A 17,288-nucleotide genomic window follows, 5' to 3' on the forward strand; every position below is an offset into this window, starting at 1 on the left:
CATAGGCCAAAAAGAAGGTTATTAAATAAAATTATAATTATTTGCAAAAACGTATAATTATAACGTAATTGAATATAACATAATTACTTCCAAATCTCAATAGTTTTTTTTATTATTTTTTTACCGATAATACAAACTTTTCAATACGCTTTAAAGCTTCTATTATATTGTCCATAGAAGATGCATAGCAAGCCCTTACAAATCCTTCTCCACATTCTCCAAAAGCCTCTCCTGGAACAACCAAAACCTTTTCTTCCATTAGTAGTCTTTCACAGAATTCATCAGATGTTAACCCTGTAGATTTTATAGATGGGAATATATAAAATGCTCCTAATGGTTCAAAACAATCAAGTCCTATTTTTCTAAATCCATCAACCATTACACGTCTTCTTCTATTATATTCTCTAACCATTTCATAAACATCATTATCACTATTTTTTAAAGCTTCAATAGCAGCATATTGAGCTGTTGTTGGAGAACACATAATAGCATATTGGTGAATTTTTTTCATAGCATCTATTAATGCTGGATGACCACAAGCATATCCCATTCTCCAGCCTGTCATAGCATAAGCTTTTGAAAAACCGTTAATTACTATAGTCTTATCCTTCATTTCTGGGAAACTAGCTATAGAAACATGCTTTTCCCCATAGGATAATTCTGCGTATATTTCATCTGATAATACAATTAAATCTTTATCCTTAAGAACTTCTACAATTTTTGCTAACTCTTCTCTTGTCATAATAGCTCCAGTTGGATTATTAGGAAAAGGTATAATAACCACCTTAGTTCTTGGAGTTATAGCTTTTTCAAGCAATTCTGGAGTAAGCTTAAATTCGTCCTCTGCTCTAAGATTTATAACTACAGGAGTAGCCCCTGTAAATACTGTACATCCTTTGTAGGCAACAAAACTTGGTTCTGGAATAACTACCTCATCTCCAGGTCCAACTAGCGCTCTTAGAGCTATATCTATTCCCTCGCTTCCACCTACTGTTACTATAATCTGATCTTCTGGATTATAATCAAGCTCGTACCTTTTATTTAAATACTTGGAAATCTGATAACGAAGTTCAATAAATCCTGCATTTGAAGAATAGTGAGTATGACCTTTTTCTAAAGAGTAAATACCCGCTTCTCTTATATTCCAGGGTGTAACATAATCAGGTTCTCCTACTCCAAGGGATATAACATCTTTCATTTCATTAATCATATCAAAATATTTTCTTATGCCTGAAGGTGGCATATTTTTTACATTTGTTAAAATCATATCCTCAATCATCATATAAATATAGCCTCCCTATCATCCCTTATTTTCTCTTCAAAAATAGTACCTTTATCTTTATACTTTTTAAGAACAAAATGTGTTGCTGTACTTAAAACGCACTCTTGAGTAGCTAACTTTTCAGATACAAAAAGTGATACTTCTTTTATAGACTTGCCTTCAATAATAACAGTTAAATCAAATCCACCAGACATTAGATAACATGCTTTAACTTCTGGGAATCTGTATATTCTCTCTGCAACCTTGTCAAAGCCTTCTCCTCTTTGTGGAGTTACTCTAACTTCGATTAAAGCAATAACACTCTCTTTACTAGTTTTTTCCCAGTTTATCATGGTAGTGTATCCTACAATAACATTTTCTTCTTCATACTGCTTTATAGCAGTCTTTACTTCTTCTACAGTCTTTCCTGTCATGGCTGCAATCTCTTCTTCATTGTACTTGCTGTTCTTTTCCAAAATCTCAAGAATCTCTTCCATCACCAATTACCCCCTAATTGTTATAATTTTAAATAATAAAAAAACTCCTTCAATCCCGTAAAGGGACGAAGGAGTATTTCGCGGTACCACCCTAATTAGTGCTATACAGCACTCTCTCTAACTGGAACTAATCATTCCATGCCTCAGTAACGTGAGGATACGTCTGTCTCTATTGTGAGAATTATAAACTATAATTCCCCTTTCTCGATAAGAAATTCAAGGGCTGCTTTCTGTAAAGATCCACTATCGGGCTTTCACCATCCACCGACTCGCTTTGAATTTTCACTATACTTACTCTTCCCTATCATAATTTTTACTGATCATTAAATTGTGTTTTTATATATTATACTAAAATAAGTTACAATATTCAATATTTTTTAAAATTTTATGAAATTGAATTTTTATATCTTTGTTCATCCAATAAATAAATTTAAGCTTTAATAGCCATAATCTTATCTACACATTTAACTAACTCAGTTGCTATATATTCTGCATCTTCAATAGCAAGTGTAGAGTAAAGTGGCAATGTTATTTCATTAGCATATTGTGCATATGCATTTGGGTAATCTTCCATCTTATATCCTAGACTCTTATAAAAAGTGAACATTGGAAGAGGCATATAGTGAACATTTGTAGCTATATCCATTTCAGCCATCATTTGAATTAATAGATTCCTTTGTTCTTCCTTGAAACCTTTTATTCTTAATAGATATAAGTGGTAACTTGTTTCAGCATTTTCATCTTTCTTAAATGGAAGTATAGCCCATTCTTTAGCTCCAAGTATTCTGTTATAAGTGTCAACTATAGCTTCTCTCTTTTTAAGCATTTCATTGTATCTTTCAAGTTGAACAAGACCTATAGCTGCTGATATGTCAGTCATATTACATTTTAGTCCATCTGTTATAATATCATATTGCCAAGCTCCTGCTTGCATCTTTGAAAGAGCATCCTTTGATTGACCATTTACTGATGTATATTTTAGTTCTTTGTATAAATCTTCTTTACCACAGAAGTGGTTGTCATTGTATGTAATTCCGCCACCTTCAGCAGTAGTAAGATTCTTTACTGCATGGTAAGAGAATACATGAAAATCCATTTGTCCTCCAACCCTTTTGCCTTTGTACTTAGCACCAATTGAGTGTGCTGAGTCAGAAATAAGAACTATATCTTCACGACCTTTAGCCTTTAGAACACCCTTAACTGCATCATAATCCACAGGCACTCCTGCAACGTCAACTGTCATTATAGCTTTTGTATTTGGAGTTATAGCATCATAAATTTTATCTATATCTATTAAAAAGTCATCTTTTTTAACGTCAACAAAAGTTGGTCTTATACCTCTGTGTAAAATTACATTAGATGTAGAAGCATAAGTGTATGGAGTGGTAATAACTTCATCATCTTTACCAATTCCTAAAACTTTTAACACCAATTCCATTCCAGCAGTAGCACTTGATACAGCCACTGCATGGTTAGTGTTACAGTATTTTGCTGTATTTTCTTCAAATTTGGCTACATTAGGTCCTGATGTAATCCATCCTGAATTCATAACTTTAACTACAGCATCAACTTCTGCTTGTGTTATATCTGGTGGTGAAAATGGTATCTTTTTATTTTGCATAATACACTCTTCCTTTCCTTAAATAACCAATTAGCATAAATAATTTATTTTAGCTCTACTTTAAAGGGAATTAATTTACATATCCATTTAAAATTTTATTATTTATAGAAATTTTTAATAGTTTCACATACATACTCAACTTCATCCATAGTCATTTCAGGATATATTGGAAGAGCAATAATCTTTTCAGAAACTCTTTCAGCAACTGGGAAATCACCTTTTTTATATCCTAAATATTCAAAGCTCTTTTGTAGATGAAGTGGCATTGGATAATATATGCTATATCCTACTTCATTTTTCTTTAGATGTTCTACAAGCCCATCTCTATTCTCTACTAATATGTTAAATACATAGTAAACATGCTTTTGATCACCTTTAACTGCAGGTATTTTTACATATTCACAATTACCTAATCTTTCTTTATATGCATTAGCTATTTCTTCTCTTTTCTTAATTGCTTCATCTATATATTTCAATTTAACAGATAAAACAGCTGCTTGAAGTGAATCAAGTCTTGAATTATATCCTACATGATCATAGTGATACTTCTTAGAAGCACCGTGTACTCTGTAACTCTTAGCAAGCCTTGCTAACTCTTCATTGTTTGTTACTATCATTCCTCCATCACCATATCCGCCTAGTGTTTTTGTTGGGAAGAATGAGTAAACCCCAAAATCTCCTATAGCACCTGAATGTCTATATTCTGCTCCATTTCCCTTCCATCTCATTCCAAAGGCTTCTGCAGCATCTTCAAGGACACGAAGATTGTGTCTATTAGCAATATCCATTACCTTATCCATATCTACCATTTGATTAAATAGGTGTATTGGTAATATACCAACTGTATTTTCATTTACTTTTTCTTCTATTTTATTTACATCAATTCCGAAAGTTTCTTCATCTATGTCTACAAAAACTGGTTTTCCTTTGTGTCTTATAACACATGATGCAGAAGCAAGAAATGTAAATGGAGAAGTTATTATTTCTTTTCCATCTTTAAATCCTAATATATCTGAAGCAATAATTAATGCATCAGTACCCGATGCTACGCCTATAGCGTATTTTGCTCCTGTATATTTTTCAATATCCTTTTCAAATTGAGCTACTGGTTCTCCAAGTATAAAGTTTCCTTTTTCAATAACAGATTTGATTGCATTATCAAATTCAACTTTCTTTTCATTGTATTCTCTTTGAGAAGTATAAAAATTTACTTTCATATTTTACTTCCTTTCTTTATAGAATTAATTTAATAATTTTATTTTTCTTTAGCAATTATGACCTTTACTCCTAAGCCTCTTATTTTTTCGATTTCATCATCTGGCGCTTCCCAATCTGTAATTACTATGTCCAAATCTTTAGCATCTATAGTCTTGGAAAAAAATTCAGTACCAACCTTATCAAAGTTTGCAAGACATACCTTTCTTCTTGATACCTGCGCTACTGTCCTTTGAAAAATAGCTCCTTCAGGTGTAGTAGTACTAAGACCATGCTTCGCGGAAAGTCCACCACCTGTTAAAAATGCCACATCTATTCTTAAGTTTCTTATAAACTCAGTAGCTACAGCATCTACTATTCCTTCATCACTTTTAATCTTTCCACAAACTATGTAAGTTTCTACATTATTTAAAGATTTAAGTTTTTCTGCAATTGTAAGTGAATTTGTAATTACAGTATATTTTTTATCTAGTGGAAGGTGCTTTAGCAAAATATAATGTATGCTGGCTCCACCTATAAATACAGTATCGCCCTCGTCTATATACTCTGCAGCAAGTTTTGCAACAGCATTTTGATGTTCTGTTCCTTCGCTATATCTAACTTTATTATCTATAGGTAATCTTCTAACTTTGGATACTGGTATGGCGCCACCGTGAGTTCTTTTTAAAAGTCCCTGTTCTTCCATAGTTGTAAGATCTCTTCTAATAGTATCTATGGAAATTCCAAACTCCTCTGCTAAGTCCTTTGCAAATATTCTCCCTTTAGACTTTAGCATAGAAAGTATCATTTCTCGGCGTTCCTCAGCAAACATTATCTCCTAAAACTCCTCCCATGACAAACTATATTTATAAAAACCACATTATTATAGTATCACGTTTATGCAGTTTTGTTAATAGTTTTTGCATTTTTTTTCTGTTTTAATCATGATTTACCCTAAATTAGTATTTTAAAGATAGTTATTTATAGAATCTAAACAGCTCTTTTCTATGGAATTATGTCTATTGAAAATCCATAGATAGTCGTAAATAATTGCTGCATTTTAAGTTAATACTATACTCAGACTAATTACATTATATAGCAAGGATGGTGAAAGCCCTAAAATGAATCACTACGAAAAATGCAATTTAGATTATAAAAATTATAACCTAGATAATGAGAAGCTTAAAAAACTGGATGAATATATAGACAGAATAGAAAATAAAGAAGGTTGTCTTATAAATGTACTACATGAAGCTCAAGACATATTTGGATACTTAGCAGAAGATGTACAGCTTTTTATATCAAGAAAACTTAGTATCCCAGCAGCTAAAGTATTTGGCGTTGCTACCTTTTATTCATTTTTCACCTTGGAGCCTCGTGGGAAACACGTTATAAGTATTTGCATGGGTACAGCTTGCTTTGTTAAAGGTGCTGAAAAAATCCTTAATGAATTTAAAACTCAACTTAACATTAAGGATAATAATACTTCTGAAGACGGCTTGTTTACAATTGATACCTTAAGGTGTGTTGGTGCTTGTGGTTTAGCCCCTGTTGTAACGGTAGATGGAAAAGTATATGGCAGAGTAAAGGTAGAAGATGTTAAGGGAATCATAAGTGAATATAAAGAGGATTCTTTGCTTCAAATGGAGCTTTCTTCTCCAACTGAAGCTTAGAAGCCCTTATCTAGGGACGTAGCAGCCGTTATCTCCCACTTTATAGGTGGGAGTATTACGGATGGTAGTCATCAGATAAAGAAAATCAATTAGTTAAACAGCAATAGTGGAGGGATTAGATATGGACAAAATAAACTCCCTTAAGGAGTTGAGGGAATTAAAAGAAAAATATAAAGATCAATTAGATCACCGTCTAATTGATTTAGAAGAACACATATCTCCAAATGTTACTAGTAAATCGTCAAATTCTGCTGTAAAAAGCCATAAGTATGTTGATATCTTAGTCTGTGGCGGAACAGGCTGTGAAGCTTCTGGAAGTGTAGATGTTGCTGAAGTATTTAAAAAGGAAATAAATAATGCAGGTCTAGAAAATAGTGTTCACGTTATAAAGACTGGATGTTTCGGTTTTTGTGAAAAAGGGCCTATTGTTAAGATAATGCCCGATAACATCTTCTACATTGAAATTACTCCTGAAAAAGCTAAGCAAATTGTAGAGGAGCATATTTTAAAAGGAAATATAGTAGGTAAATGTGTCTATAAACTTCCTAACACTGAAGACAGGATTCCTAAGCAAAGTGACCTGCCTTTTTATAAAAAGCAGATGAGAATAGCTCTTAGAAACTGCGGTCTTATTAATCCTGAAGATATAAGAGAGTCAATTGCTATGAATGGATATGAAGCCCTAGGCAGAAGCCTAATTGAACTTAGTCCTGACGAAGTAATTAACGAGATCAAACGCAGTGGACTCAGAGGCAGAGGTGGTGGAGGCTTTCCTACTGGCGTCAAATGGGAAATGACAAAGAAAAGCCAGTCTGAAATCAAATATGTTATATGCAATGCAGACGAGGGTGATCCTGGAGCTTTTATGGATAGAAGTATACTTGAGGGAGATCCTCATTCAGTCCTTGAAGCTATGATAATTGCTGGTTATTGCATGGGAGCAAATAAAGGGTTTATATACATTAGAGCTGAATATCCTCTTGCCATTAACAGATTAAGAATTGCCATTAAGCAGGCATACCATGCAGGACTTCTTGGTGATAACATATTAGGTTCTAAGTTCTCATTTGACATTGACTTGGTATATGGTGCAGGTGCATTTATATGCGGTGAGGAAACAGCACTTATCAATTCAGTAGAAGGTGGTCGTGGAGAGCCAACTGTTAAACCACCTTACCCATCTCAAATAGGGCTTTGGAAAAAACCTACAAATATAAATAATGTTGAAACACTTGCAAATATTAATCCTATTCTCTTAAGAGGTGCAGATTGGTACAGTTCTATAGGAACTGAAAAAAGTAAAGGTACAAAAGTATTTGCCCTAGCTGGAAAGATTAATAATGTAGGTCTTGTAGAAGTTCCAATGGGAACAACCTTGAGAGAAATAATATTTGAGCTTGGAGGGGGAATTAAAAATAATAAAAAGTTTAAGGCTGTTCAGACTGGTGGTCCTTCTGGAGGATGTATACCTGAAAAATATTTAGATACTCCAATAGACTATGAAAGCCTTACTGAAATAGGTTCCATGATGGGTTCTGGTGGAATGATTGTAATGGATGAAGATGACTGTATGGTGAATATATCAAAATTTTATTTAGAATTTTCCGTTGATGAATCCTGTGGCAGATGCACTGCTTGTAGAATAGGAAATAAAAGATTGCTTGAAAATCTAACAGAAATTACTGAAGGTAAAGGCACAATGGAACATCTAGAGGGATTAAAGGAGCTAGGTTATATAATAAAAGATGCTTCACTTTGCGGCCTTGGTCAATCCTCTCCAAATCCAGTTTTAAGTACAATGAATTTCTTCTGGGATGAATATGTTGCCCATGTTAAAGATAAAGATTGTCCTGCTGGTGTTTGCAGTGCTCTATCAAAATATCATATAAATCCTGAAAAATGTGTTGGGTGTACTGTATGTGCAAAAACCTGCCCAGTTAGTGCAATATCTGGTGAAGTAAAAAAGATTCATGAAATAAACAAAGAAACTTGTATTAAATGTGGTGCCTGTGAGGCAAAATGCAAGTTCAATGCTATAACAAGAAAATAGTAGGAAGCGAGGCGTAAGTAAGATGAAAACCGTAACCCTAACCATAAATGGTTTTAAAACCACAGTACCAGAAGGCACAACTATTCTTGATGCAGCACTAACTGTAAATATAAAAATTCCAACTCTATGTTATCTTGATTTACATGATATTAAAATGGTAAATAGAACTGCATCCTGTAGAGTTTGCTTAGTAGAAATTGAAGGCAGGCGTAACCTTTCCCCTGCTTGTGCTACAGAGGCTTTTGAAGGGATGATAGTTAAAACTGATACATTAAGAGTAATTAAAGCAAGACGTGCTATGGTAGAGCTTTTATTATCAGATCATCCTACAGATTGTCTTGTATGCGAAAAAAACACACAATGTCAACTTCAATTAATAGCTGCTGAATTAGGTATAAGAAAAATAAAATATAAGGGTGATATGTCTAATTATAAAAAAGATTCCTCTAGCGGAGCACTTTATAGAAATCTTGACAAATGCATAATGTGCAGAAGATGTGAAACAATGTGTAATGAAGTTCAAACCTGTGGTATTCTTTCCGCTGTAGACAGAGGATTTGAAACTGTAGTTTCCCCTGCCTTTGGACGCCCTATGCTGGATACTATGTGTACCTTTTGCGGCCAATGTGTTGCCGTTTGTCCAACTGCAGCTTTAACTCAGGTAAGCAATGTATCTAAAATTTGGGATGTACTTGCAGATCCTGATAGATATGTTATAGTTCAAACTGCTCCTGCAATTAGAGCAGCTTTAGGTGAAAAGTTTGACATGGAACCTGGTACTCCTGTTACTGGGAAGATGGTAGCTGCGTTAAGAAGATTAGGTTTTAGGCATGTATTTGACACTGACTTTGCAGCTGACGTAACAGTTGTAGAAGAAGCTCATGAATTTATAGATAGGCTGCAAAATGGAGGAACCCTTCCTATCCTTACAAGCTGCTGCCCTAGTTGGGTTAAGTTTATTGAGCATCAGTTTCCAGATCTTCTAGATATACCTTCTACTTGTAAGTCTCCTCATATTATGTTTGGAGCCATAGCTAAAACCTATCTTGCAGAAAGACTTGGGGTTGACCCTTCTAAGATAGTGGTGGTTTCAGTAATGCCATGTATTGCTAAAAAATATGAAATAGTTCGTCCAGAACTTGAACACAATGGTCAGAAAAATGTAGATTTAGTTCTGACTACAAGGGAATTAACTGACATGATAATCGAAGCAGGAATAGATTTTGTAAATCTTCCTGAGGAGGATTTTGATCACCCTCTTGGTGAATCAACTGGTGCTTCAGTAATATTTGGTACTACTGGCGGTGTTATTGAAGCAACTTTAAGAACTGCCTATGAATGGCTTACAAATGAAACTTTAGAAGAAGTTGAATTCCATGATGTGAGAGGACTTGAAGGTCTTAAAGAAGCGGTTATTAATATAAATGGAGAAGATATAAGAATAGGTGTTGCTCATGGACTTGGTAATGCCAGAAGGTTACTAGAATCTATACAATCTGGGAAAGCTAAATACCACGCAATAGAGATTATGGCATGCCCTGGAGGATGTATAGATGGTGGAGGACAGCCATATCACTTTGGTAATATAGAAATAGTTAAAAAGAGAATGGAAGCCCTTTATAAAGAAGATAGAAATAAAAAACTTAGAAAATCTCATGAAAATCCTGCTGTTAAGCAGCTATATAGTGAATATCTAGGTGAAATAGGCGGAGAAAAAGCCCATGATATTCTTCATACTCACTATACACCTAGAGAAAAAATATAATTAAAAACTAGTACTCTAAAGTTTTTTAAATAGAGTACTAGTTTTATTATTAAATCTATTATTTTCTGTGAAATTTTAATTTTCAACATTTAAGTATTTAACTTTTATATATTCATATCTGATTCCAGCATATATAAAACTTACTCCAGCAGAAAAGAGTGATAATCCTAAAGCTATATAAAAAGTTCCTAAATAAACTGGGGGCATAATATTTGCTTTTCTTAGAAGAATTCCAAATGTAATCATGAAAGCCATAATCATATATCCTTTAATATCAAAGAATGAAAATATACAAGGTTTTTCAATCTGTAAATTTATAATTCTTCTTGTATGCTTTTTATACATTTTATAAAAAACACCTTTAAAGAAAAAGTAAAATCCTACTACCCCTATTATAATATTTAGATAAATTAAATTTGAATTTTTATATAATTCACTAAAACCTATTGTTAAAATTTTAGAACCTGCAAATCCCCACACAAGTCCTGCAATAAAAAATAGAACTTTTTGGGGAACAGCTGGTTTTATTTTTTTAATTATGTCCATTTTCTTAACCTCCTAAATTCATCACTTTTAAATCTTTTAATCCACATGAACATTGTTCAATTAAATTATAATCCTCCTGAAAAGCTTTGTCAATAATAATTATCTTTTGATATTCTTTATTCAATATTTGAAATTCGTGTATAATAAGTACTCTATCTTAATTTTGATTCACTGCTTAAGTTTATCTACAATAATTATATTGAATTTAGAACTATTTTTCATATTATAAGTTTTCGTCAATCTCTAAAACATATCCCAGTTAATATATACTATTATTAATTAAATTAATTTGACTTATACAATAACTTATAATTCCCCAAAATATAAAGAAAAGCTACTAACAAAATATATTGTCAGTAGCTTTATAAACTAAAATGTTTTTTAATTGCACGCAGTATCTTCTTTTAGCCCATTAGGAAGTATAAAAGATAATATAAAGCAAGATACAGCTAAAATAATTAATGCTACAAATACTATGTGAAGTCCTGAGTTTAAAGATAACTTAATATGCTCTACAGATACTCCACTGTCTAAGCTTGAAGCAGAATATAAATTACTAGGATCTACATCTCTGATTCCTAAACTATTAAAGTATTTAATTATATTCATATTTAATATACTTCCAAAAATACTTACTCCTATTGTTTGACCCAGAGTACGAACAAGGGAGTTTATAGCTGTTGCTGCTCCTCTTTTTTCATATCCAACTGAATCTTGTACCACTATTGTTAAGGTTGTGAAACTTCCTCCAAAACCAAATCCAATAATAGAAACATAAATTATAACTAATCCTAATGAGGATTTAATACCTAATGTAGGTAAAAGTAAACAGCTTACTAGCAGAATTAACGAAGATAATCCTATTACAGTTCTTTCTCCATATTTAGGTATAGCTTTTGATAAAATAACTGAAGAAAGAAGCCACGCCACTGACATAGGTGCCATAGAAAGTCCAGAAATTGTTGCCCCAAACCCTAAAACACTTTGTATATATAGAGGCATATATACCTCTGCTCCAATTAAAACTCCAGCTGTTAAAAGGCTTATTATGTTAACAACAGTATTATCTCTTGTAAAAATTTCAAAGGGGATAATAGGTTCCAAAGCTCTCTTTTCTACATAATAGAATAAAATTAATAAAGCAATTGTACCTGCTAAAGATACTATTAAAGATTTTGAATACCAACTGCTACTTTTTTCTACTGCCATAAATCCATATAGAAGCATTATAATCGCTAAAGATAGTATAAAAGTCCCTAGGTAATCTATTTTATGTTTTTGTCTTTCAAAATTCTCGTTGAGATTTTTTTGAAGAAGAATTATAGATAATATTCCAAAAGGTAGATTTATAAAGAAAATCCAATTCCATGAAAGGTAGTCTATTAAAAATCCTCCTAAGAAAGGACCTACAAGACTTGCTATCCCCCATACTGTACTTAACCACCCTTGTACCTTAGCTCTTTCTGAAAGGCTAAAAACGTCACCAACTATTGTATAAGTAACAGTAAATATTGCCCCAGCACCTAATCCTTGAATACCACGAAAAGCAATTAACTGATACATATTTCTTGATAATCCGCAAAGTGAACTTCCAATTAAGAATATTATTATTCCAATAGATAAAATATTTTTTCTTCCATATAAATCCGAAAGTTTTCCATATACCGGCGTAGATATAGCTGTTGTAAGTAGGTATGTAGAAAAAACCCAGCTTATTAATTGAAATCCATTTAAATCCTTAACTATTGTTGGTATAGCAGTAGTAACAACCGTTCCCTCCACAGCTGCAAGGAACATAGCTACCATTATAGCAACAACTATATTTCTTTTCTTTGATTCCATCATATACACTGTCACTTCCTTTACTGTAATATAAGTATATTTAAGACAAATATCATTCTATCATTAATAACTAAGATTGCCAAACCTTTTTAAGTTAGAAAGGGGCTGTGGCACTAAGAATAAATACTACAATATATTGTTTTAACTTTAAACTTGCAAAACAGTATATTGTATGTAAATTCCTTAATGCCACAGTCCCTTCTAACTCACTCATTAACAATATATTGAATTTATTACTTATTCATTAAAAGTTTTTCTTACTTTCTTCAACATATTTCTAATAGGAAGATCATATGGACATCTTTTTTCACAAACTCCACATTCTACGCAGTCTTTTGCTCTAGCCTTTTGTGAGAAATACCTATCTTCACTCCACTTTGATAAATTATATCTTTCTTTATATCCGCTAAATAAAAACATGCTAGGAATATCTATACTTTGTGGACAAGGAGCACAGTATCCACACCTTCTACAGAACATATTTCCAAGTTCTTTTATTATTACATTAGCTTTTTCTTTTTCTTCTGCTGTTAATGGTGAAATTTCATTAGCTGCACTAGTATTTTCCTCTACTTCTTTTACTTCTGCCATTCCAGGAATTGCTGTAGTTACTGCTTTATTTTGTAGAATATATCTTAGTGCTAGGGTTCCATCTTCTATAGCTCCCCCCGCCATTGGCTTCATTACAATTATCCCTATGTTTAATTCCTTTGCTCTTATAAATAGCTCTTCAGCTTGGTTTTCAACAATGTTATAAGGGTACATTATAGTTTCAAATTTATCCATTTCTATAGCAATTTTTAATAAGTCTAGGCTGTGTGAGGTAATTCCTATATGTCCAATTTTACCACACTCTTTAGCTTCTAATAAAGCTGCATAAGCACCATCTTCACTTAACACCTTGTCTAATTCTTCTTTAGTCTTAATATTATGAAGCTGATATAAATCTATGTAGTCTGTTTTAAAGTTTTTTAAACTTATATCTATATCTTTTGCCATTGAAGCCTTATCTCTAGCCATACTTTTTGATGCTAAAATCCATTTATCTCTTCTTGATTCTAAAGCTTCCCCTATAAATTCTTCTGAAACTGAATATCCTCTAGCACTATCTATAAAATTCACGCCTAATTCTTCTGCCTTTAGAATTACTTTTTTTGATTCTTCTACACTAATTCTTTGTACTGGTATTCCACCAAATCCTATTACTGATACATTTAATCCGCTCTTACCTAAAACTCTATACTCCATACTATTAACTCCTCTTTCTATCTAAAACTAACATTGTCATTTTAGATGTATAAATTTTATTAATTTAGCTTGTATTTTCCTTAAGCACTATTGTAACACAGGTACTTATTGATGAAAAGATTTGTTAAACTTTAGCTATGCTCTGCTTAAATAAGCAATTGTAAAGTACTTAATGTGAAAAGCTGCAATCTATATATGAAACATAATAAACTATAACTCACTAAAAATAAAAACACCAACTTAATTGTTGGCGTTAAATACATTATGATGCTAACTTTAAAAACTTCTCTATAGACATAGAATATTGAATCTCTTTAGCTAATTCCTTATCCTTTGTGAAACCTATATTTTTAAATACTCTTCTAGAGCGTTCATTTTTAAAATTAATTTTTGCTACTACTTCATCTACTCTCCATGTAAAAAATGCGTGCTTTAGTCCCTCAAAAATTGCATTAGTTCCAAAACCTTTACCCCACTTTTCCCTGTCACCGATTACTATTACCATTTCTGCTGATTCTTTTTTAGGAACAAGTCTTAAAAATCCAATTGATTCCTCTTCTTTTTCTGTTATCATAAAAAAACTTCCATCTTGGTTAAATAGATGAGTAAGAATAGGCATATTGACTCTATATATTACTTGCTTAATACTTTGGCCTACATTTTGTCTTTCGTTTAAATATTCTGTCACTTTATCATCTTCTAACCAATCAACAATTTTCCATGCATCAGATTTAAAAACTTCCCGTCTCAGCTTCACATTATTACCCTTCATTAGTATTAATCCTCCCTAAATAGCAATAATAATAAAAAACCCTATTATTGACACCTTTAAGTGCCTAATAATAGGTTTATATTCAATCACGTGTAAATTGTACCAAAGTAATTCATTTATATCAAATGCTGTATATTGCTGTTAACATGAGTACTTTTCCCTTACTAGAGTTTACAAGAGTTTACTATGGGAAATATGCATTTACCTTACCTTTCCTCCATAATTAATATGTACTCTTCACTTTTATCATTAGAAATTTCATATATGTAATATTATTAGCAAGTAAAAGAGGAATTATCTTGTAAAAATTCTCCTCTGCCACTATAATTATTTAAATTATTTGATTTTCTTTTTTTTCTAATTTTTAATAACTCTACTGTTATTTCTTTGCTTAGACTTTCAATTGAAGTATATTTGTTTTTATCATAAATGGCAAAACAATTTTTTATTATTCTCTTTAAATTATCATCTATATTATTGGGATAACTTTCATCTATAAATGGTTCCAAAACTGTAAATGGAATCTTTCCAGTAGCCATAAAATACATAATCATTCCAATGCTGCATAAATCATTTTGTGTGTTAAATCGATTTAATATAGATTGTTTTACAACATTTTCTCTATATAAGTATTCACTTTCAATTGAGCTATTACACTTTGAAATGTTATAAGGAATTACTATAACTCCCCTGTTTTCAATTATCACTATGTCACTTGGTTTTAAATCCTTATATAAAATAGGAGAATTTATTGTGTTAAAATTTTTTATGGCATCACATAGATTTAGCGCTATATTATATATTTCTTCTTGTTCTAAAGAGTCTCTTTCCTCTACATATTGATTTAACAATTGTCCTTCTATTTTATGACTTTTACCTATTATATCTCTAATCTCCTCCATACTCCACCTCACATCCAAAATTTTGTCCAATATCACCTTTATCTTATACGTATATTCAATCATTTTTCGCGGGGTGGTCATCAGACAAAAAGCCAGCTGCTATATTTTCATAACAACCGGCTATTATTGTATGTAATTATGTTTTTTAATTAATTATTGTAGTAAAGACTTTCTGAAGGATATTCAGGATCACATGTTATATCTATACCTAATTTTCTGAAGGTTTGCTCATCACTTCTACTTAAAATTGTAGTGGAATGAGCTTGGCATCCTCTTAGTTTTGATAGCTTTTCCATAGCTACTTGAGCCATTGGATTGGTAGCAGCACATATACTAAGGGCAATCAATATTTCTTCACAGTTTAAAGCTGTATTTTTGCTTCCTAGTGTTTTTGTCTTTAAGTTTATAATTGGTTCAAGTATAACTGGAGAAATAAGGTGAATTTCATCAGATATATTGGCAAAATATTTAACAGCATTTAAAATTGCAGCAGCTGTTCCGTTCATTACATTTGACCCTTTACCTGTGAATATTGTTCCATCTTCAAGTTCTATCGCTACAGCAGGGCAGATTTCGTTTTTATTAGATATTTCTTCTTTTAGCTTAGCTGAACGTTCCCTTGCAGGCATAACAACTTTTCTATCTTCTTGCTTTAAATTAAGTTCTTCCATAATAAGCTTAACTCTTTGGAAAGTTTCCTTATCTACGTAACCTTTCTTATATTCACAGCTTGTTTTGAAATATCTTCTAATTATTTCTTGCTTAGATGCTTCTTTAATAACTTCATCATCAATAATACCAAATCCTACTCTATTAACTCCCATATCTGTTGGAGACTTGTAAACTGATTCTTTACCTGTTATTTTTTCTATAATTCTTCTAAGCACAGGGAATGTTTCAATATCACGATTATAATTTACAGCTACCTTATTATATGCATCAAAATGGAATGAATCAATCATATTAACATCTTTAAGGTCTGCAGTTGCTGCCTCATAAGCTATATTTAGTGGATGTTTTAGTGGAACATTCCACACAGGGAATGTCTCAAATTTTGAGTATCCTGCAACTTTCCCCCTTCTGTATTCATGATAAAGCTGGCTAAGACAAGTTGCTAGTTTACCACTTCCTGGTCCTGGTGCTGTTACAACAACAATTGGCTTTGTGGTTTCAATGTATGGATTTTTTCCATACCCTTCATCACTTACAATTGTATCCACATCGGTAGGATATCCTTTGGTTGCTTTATGCTTGTATACTTTTATTCCTCTATGCTCAAGCTTATTTATAAAAACAGTGGTTGCTGGTTGTCCTTCGTATCTAGTTATTACAACACTATTTACATCAAGCTCATATGTTCTTAAATCGTCAATTAATCTTAAAACATCCATGTCATAAGTGATGCCAAAATCTCCTCTTATCTTGTTTCTTTCAATATCACCAGCATATACACAAATTACAACCTCAACTTTTTCTTTTAATTTATGTAGTAGTTTAATTTTTGCATTCTCATCAAATCCAGGTAAAACTCTCTTTGCGTGAAGATCAAATAATAGTTTTCCACCGAATTCTAAATATAACTTATCATAGTTATTAACTCTTTCTAGAATATACTTTGATTGTTCTTCTAAATACTTTTTAGGGTCAAATCCTGTCTTCATCTCTTACTCCTCACTATCTAAAATCATTATATAATTATTTTATTATTACATATTTTGTTACTATATATTCTCGTAAATAATAGCACTAAACTTGGTTTTACAACTTTCTATTATGGCACACTTTTAATTTAAAGTAAACAACTGAGTATGGTTATTTTTTTATGTAAATTTATCGCATTTTTGTATTAGCTTTTCCTGATTACATCTGTAGACTATAATTTAGAAATTACAACTGTAATCTAAATGGAGGTGAAAT

General features: G+C 32.0%; 14 protein-coding genes and 1 other annotated feature. Of the genes, 3 read left to right on the forward strand and 11 right to left on the reverse strand.

Translation table 11 applies throughout. From position 1 onward, the window contains the following. Positions 1-112 precede the first annotated feature (112 nt). The 5 genes from ACWW38_RS05225 to ACWW38_RS05245 form a co-directional block, all read right to left on the reverse strand. Positions 113-1,282: an aminotransferase class I/II-fold pyridoxal phosphate-dependent enzyme gene (locus ACWW38_RS05225; protein ID WP_456259752.1), complete on the reverse strand. Its 1,170-nt coding sequence runs from the start codon at positions 1,280-1,282 to the stop codon at positions 113-115. Further along, positions 1,279-1,758, reverse strand: coding sequence for an Lrp/AsnC family transcriptional regulator (locus tag ACWW38_RS05230; RefSeq protein WP_456259753.1), 480 nt, complete (start codon positions 1,756-1,758; stop codon positions 1,279-1,281). Before ACWW38_RS05230 ends, ACWW38_RS05225 begins: the two co-directional genes overlap by 4 nt. 58 nt (positions 1,759-1,816) lie before the next feature. Further along, positions 1,817-2,075 (reverse strand) — a binding site (T-box leader). Between the two features lie 113 nt (positions 2,076-2,188). Beyond that, positions 2,189-3,379 (reverse strand): DegT/DnrJ/EryC1/StrS family aminotransferase, encoded by a 1,191-nt coding sequence (locus ACWW38_RS05235; RefSeq protein WP_456259754.1) that lies wholly within the window; start codon positions 3,377-3,379, stop codon positions 2,189-2,191. Between the two features lie 98 nt (positions 3,380-3,477). Continuing rightward, positions 3,478-4,596 carry a DegT/DnrJ/EryC1/StrS family aminotransferase gene (locus tag ACWW38_RS05240; protein ID WP_456259755.1) on the reverse strand — a complete coding sequence of 373 codons (1,119 nt, stop codon included), beginning with the start codon at positions 4,594-4,596 and terminating at the stop codon, positions 3,478-3,480. 38 nt (positions 4,597-4,634) lie between these two features. Then, positions 4,635-5,405, reverse strand: a complete 771-nt coding sequence (locus tag ACWW38_RS05245; RefSeq protein ID WP_456259756.1) for a DeoR/GlpR family DNA-binding transcription regulator — start codon at positions 5,403-5,405, stop codon at positions 4,635-4,637. A 289-nt stretch (positions 5,406-5,694) separates the two neighbouring features. Here ACWW38_RS05245 and ACWW38_RS05250 point away from each other — a divergent pair, with 289 nt between their 5' ends. The 3 genes from ACWW38_RS05250 (at position 5,695) to ACWW38_RS05260 (ending at position 10,061) form a co-directional block, all read left to right on the forward strand. After that, complete coding sequence (locus ACWW38_RS05250; protein WP_456259757.1) at positions 5,695-6,246, forward strand: NADH-quinone oxidoreductase subunit NuoE family protein; 552 nt, start codon at positions 5,695-5,697, stop codon at positions 6,244-6,246. 121 nt (positions 6,247-6,367) lie between these two features. Beyond that, entirely contained in the window at positions 6,368-8,296 is a 1,929-nt protein-coding gene (locus ACWW38_RS05255; protein ID WP_456259758.1) for an NADH-ubiquinone oxidoreductase-F iron-sulfur binding region domain-containing protein, read from the forward strand. Positions 8,297-8,318: 22 nt separating this feature from the next. Next, positions 8,319-10,061 (forward strand): NADH-dependent [FeFe] hydrogenase, group A6, encoded by a 1,743-nt coding sequence (locus ACWW38_RS05260; protein ID WP_456259759.1) that lies wholly within the window; start codon positions 8,319-8,321, stop codon positions 10,059-10,061. Between the two features lie 75 nt (positions 10,062-10,136). On the opposite strand, the gene ACWW38_RS05265 is transcribed toward ACWW38_RS05260, so the two are convergent. The 6 genes from ACWW38_RS05265 to ACWW38_RS05290 form a co-directional block, all read right to left on the reverse strand. Next, positions 10,137-10,607, reverse strand: coding sequence for a hypothetical protein (locus ACWW38_RS05265; protein ID WP_456259760.1), 471 nt, complete (start codon positions 10,605-10,607; stop codon positions 10,137-10,139). A gap of 381 nt (positions 10,608-10,988) precedes the next feature. Continuing rightward, positions 10,989-12,449 carry an MDR family MFS transporter gene (locus tag ACWW38_RS05270; RefSeq protein WP_456260418.1) on the reverse strand — a complete coding sequence of 487 codons (1,461 nt, stop codon included), beginning with the start codon at positions 12,447-12,449 and terminating at the stop codon, positions 10,989-10,991. Between the two features lie 237 nt (positions 12,450-12,686). Further along, the gene (locus ACWW38_RS05275) at positions 12,687-13,697 is read right to left on the reverse strand and encodes an aldo/keto reductase (protein ID WP_456259761.1); all 1,011 of its coding nucleotides are present in this window, start codon (positions 13,695-13,697) and stop codon (positions 12,687-12,689) included. A gap of 262 nt (positions 13,698-13,959) precedes the next feature. Further along, positions 13,960-14,469 (reverse strand): GNAT family N-acetyltransferase, encoded by a 510-nt coding sequence (locus ACWW38_RS05280; RefSeq protein WP_456259762.1) that lies wholly within the window; start codon positions 14,467-14,469, stop codon positions 13,960-13,962. A 275-nt stretch (positions 14,470-14,744) separates the two neighbouring features. After that, on the reverse strand, positions 14,745-15,371 hold the full coding sequence (locus tag ACWW38_RS05285; RefSeq protein ID WP_456259763.1) for a protein kinase domain-containing protein: 627 nt from the start codon (positions 15,369-15,371) through the stop codon (positions 14,745-14,747). Between the two features lie 149 nt (positions 15,372-15,520). Continuing rightward, on the reverse strand, positions 15,521-17,032 hold the full coding sequence (locus ACWW38_RS05290; RefSeq protein ID WP_456259764.1) for a DUF1846 domain-containing protein: 1,512 nt from the start codon (positions 17,030-17,032) through the stop codon (positions 15,521-15,523). Positions 17,033-17,288 lie beyond the last annotated feature (256 nt).

Source organism: Clostridium sp. JNZ J1-5 (assembly GCF_053901425.1).

Coding starts and splice junctions, on each gene's coding strand:
- ACWW38_RS05225 (WP_456259752.1), bottom strand. CDS start 1,282: ATGATGATTGAGGATATGATTTTAACAAATGTAAAAAATATGCCACCT.
- ACWW38_RS05230 (WP_456259753.1), bottom strand. CDS start 1,758: ATGGAAGAGATTCTTGAGATTTTGGAAAAGAACAGCAAGTACAATGAA.
- ACWW38_RS05235 (WP_456259754.1), bottom strand. CDS start 3,379: ATGCAAAATAAAAAGATACCATTTTCACCACCAGATATAACACAAGCA.
- ACWW38_RS05240 (WP_456259755.1), bottom strand. CDS start 4,596: ATGAAAGTAAATTTTTATACTTCTCAAAGAGAATACAATGAAAAGAAA.
- ACWW38_RS05245 (WP_456259756.1), bottom strand. CDS start 5,405: ATGTTTGCTGAGGAACGCCGAGAAATGATACTTTCTATGCTAAAGTCT.
- ACWW38_RS05250 (WP_456259757.1), top strand. CDS start 5,695: ATGAATCACTACGAAAAATGCAATTTAGATTATAAAAATTATAACCTA.
- ACWW38_RS05255 (WP_456259758.1), top strand. CDS start 6,368: ATGGACAAAATAAACTCCCTTAAGGAGTTGAGGGAATTAAAAGAAAAA.
- ACWW38_RS05260 (WP_456259759.1), top strand. CDS start 8,319: ATGAAAACCGTAACCCTAACCATAAATGGTTTTAAAACCACAGTACCA.
- ACWW38_RS05265 (WP_456259760.1), bottom strand. CDS start 10,607: ATGGACATAATTAAAAAAATAAAACCAGCTGTTCCCCAAAAAGTTCTA.
- ACWW38_RS05270 (WP_456260418.1), bottom strand. CDS start 12,449: ATGGAATCAAAGAAAAGAAATATAGTTGTTGCTATAATGGTAGCTATG.
- ACWW38_RS05275 (WP_456259761.1), bottom strand. CDS start 13,697: ATGGAGTATAGAGTTTTAGGTAAGAGCGGATTAAATGTATCAGTAATA.
- ACWW38_RS05280 (WP_456259762.1), bottom strand. CDS start 14,469: ATGAAGGGTAATAATGTGAAGCTGAGACGGGAAGTTTTTAAATCTGAT.
- ACWW38_RS05285 (WP_456259763.1), bottom strand. CDS start 15,371: ATGGAGGAGATTAGAGATATAATAGGTAAAAGTCATAAAATAGAAGGA.
- ACWW38_RS05290 (WP_456259764.1), bottom strand. CDS start 17,032: ATGAAGACAGGATTTGACCCTAAAAAGTATTTAGAAGAACAATCAAAG.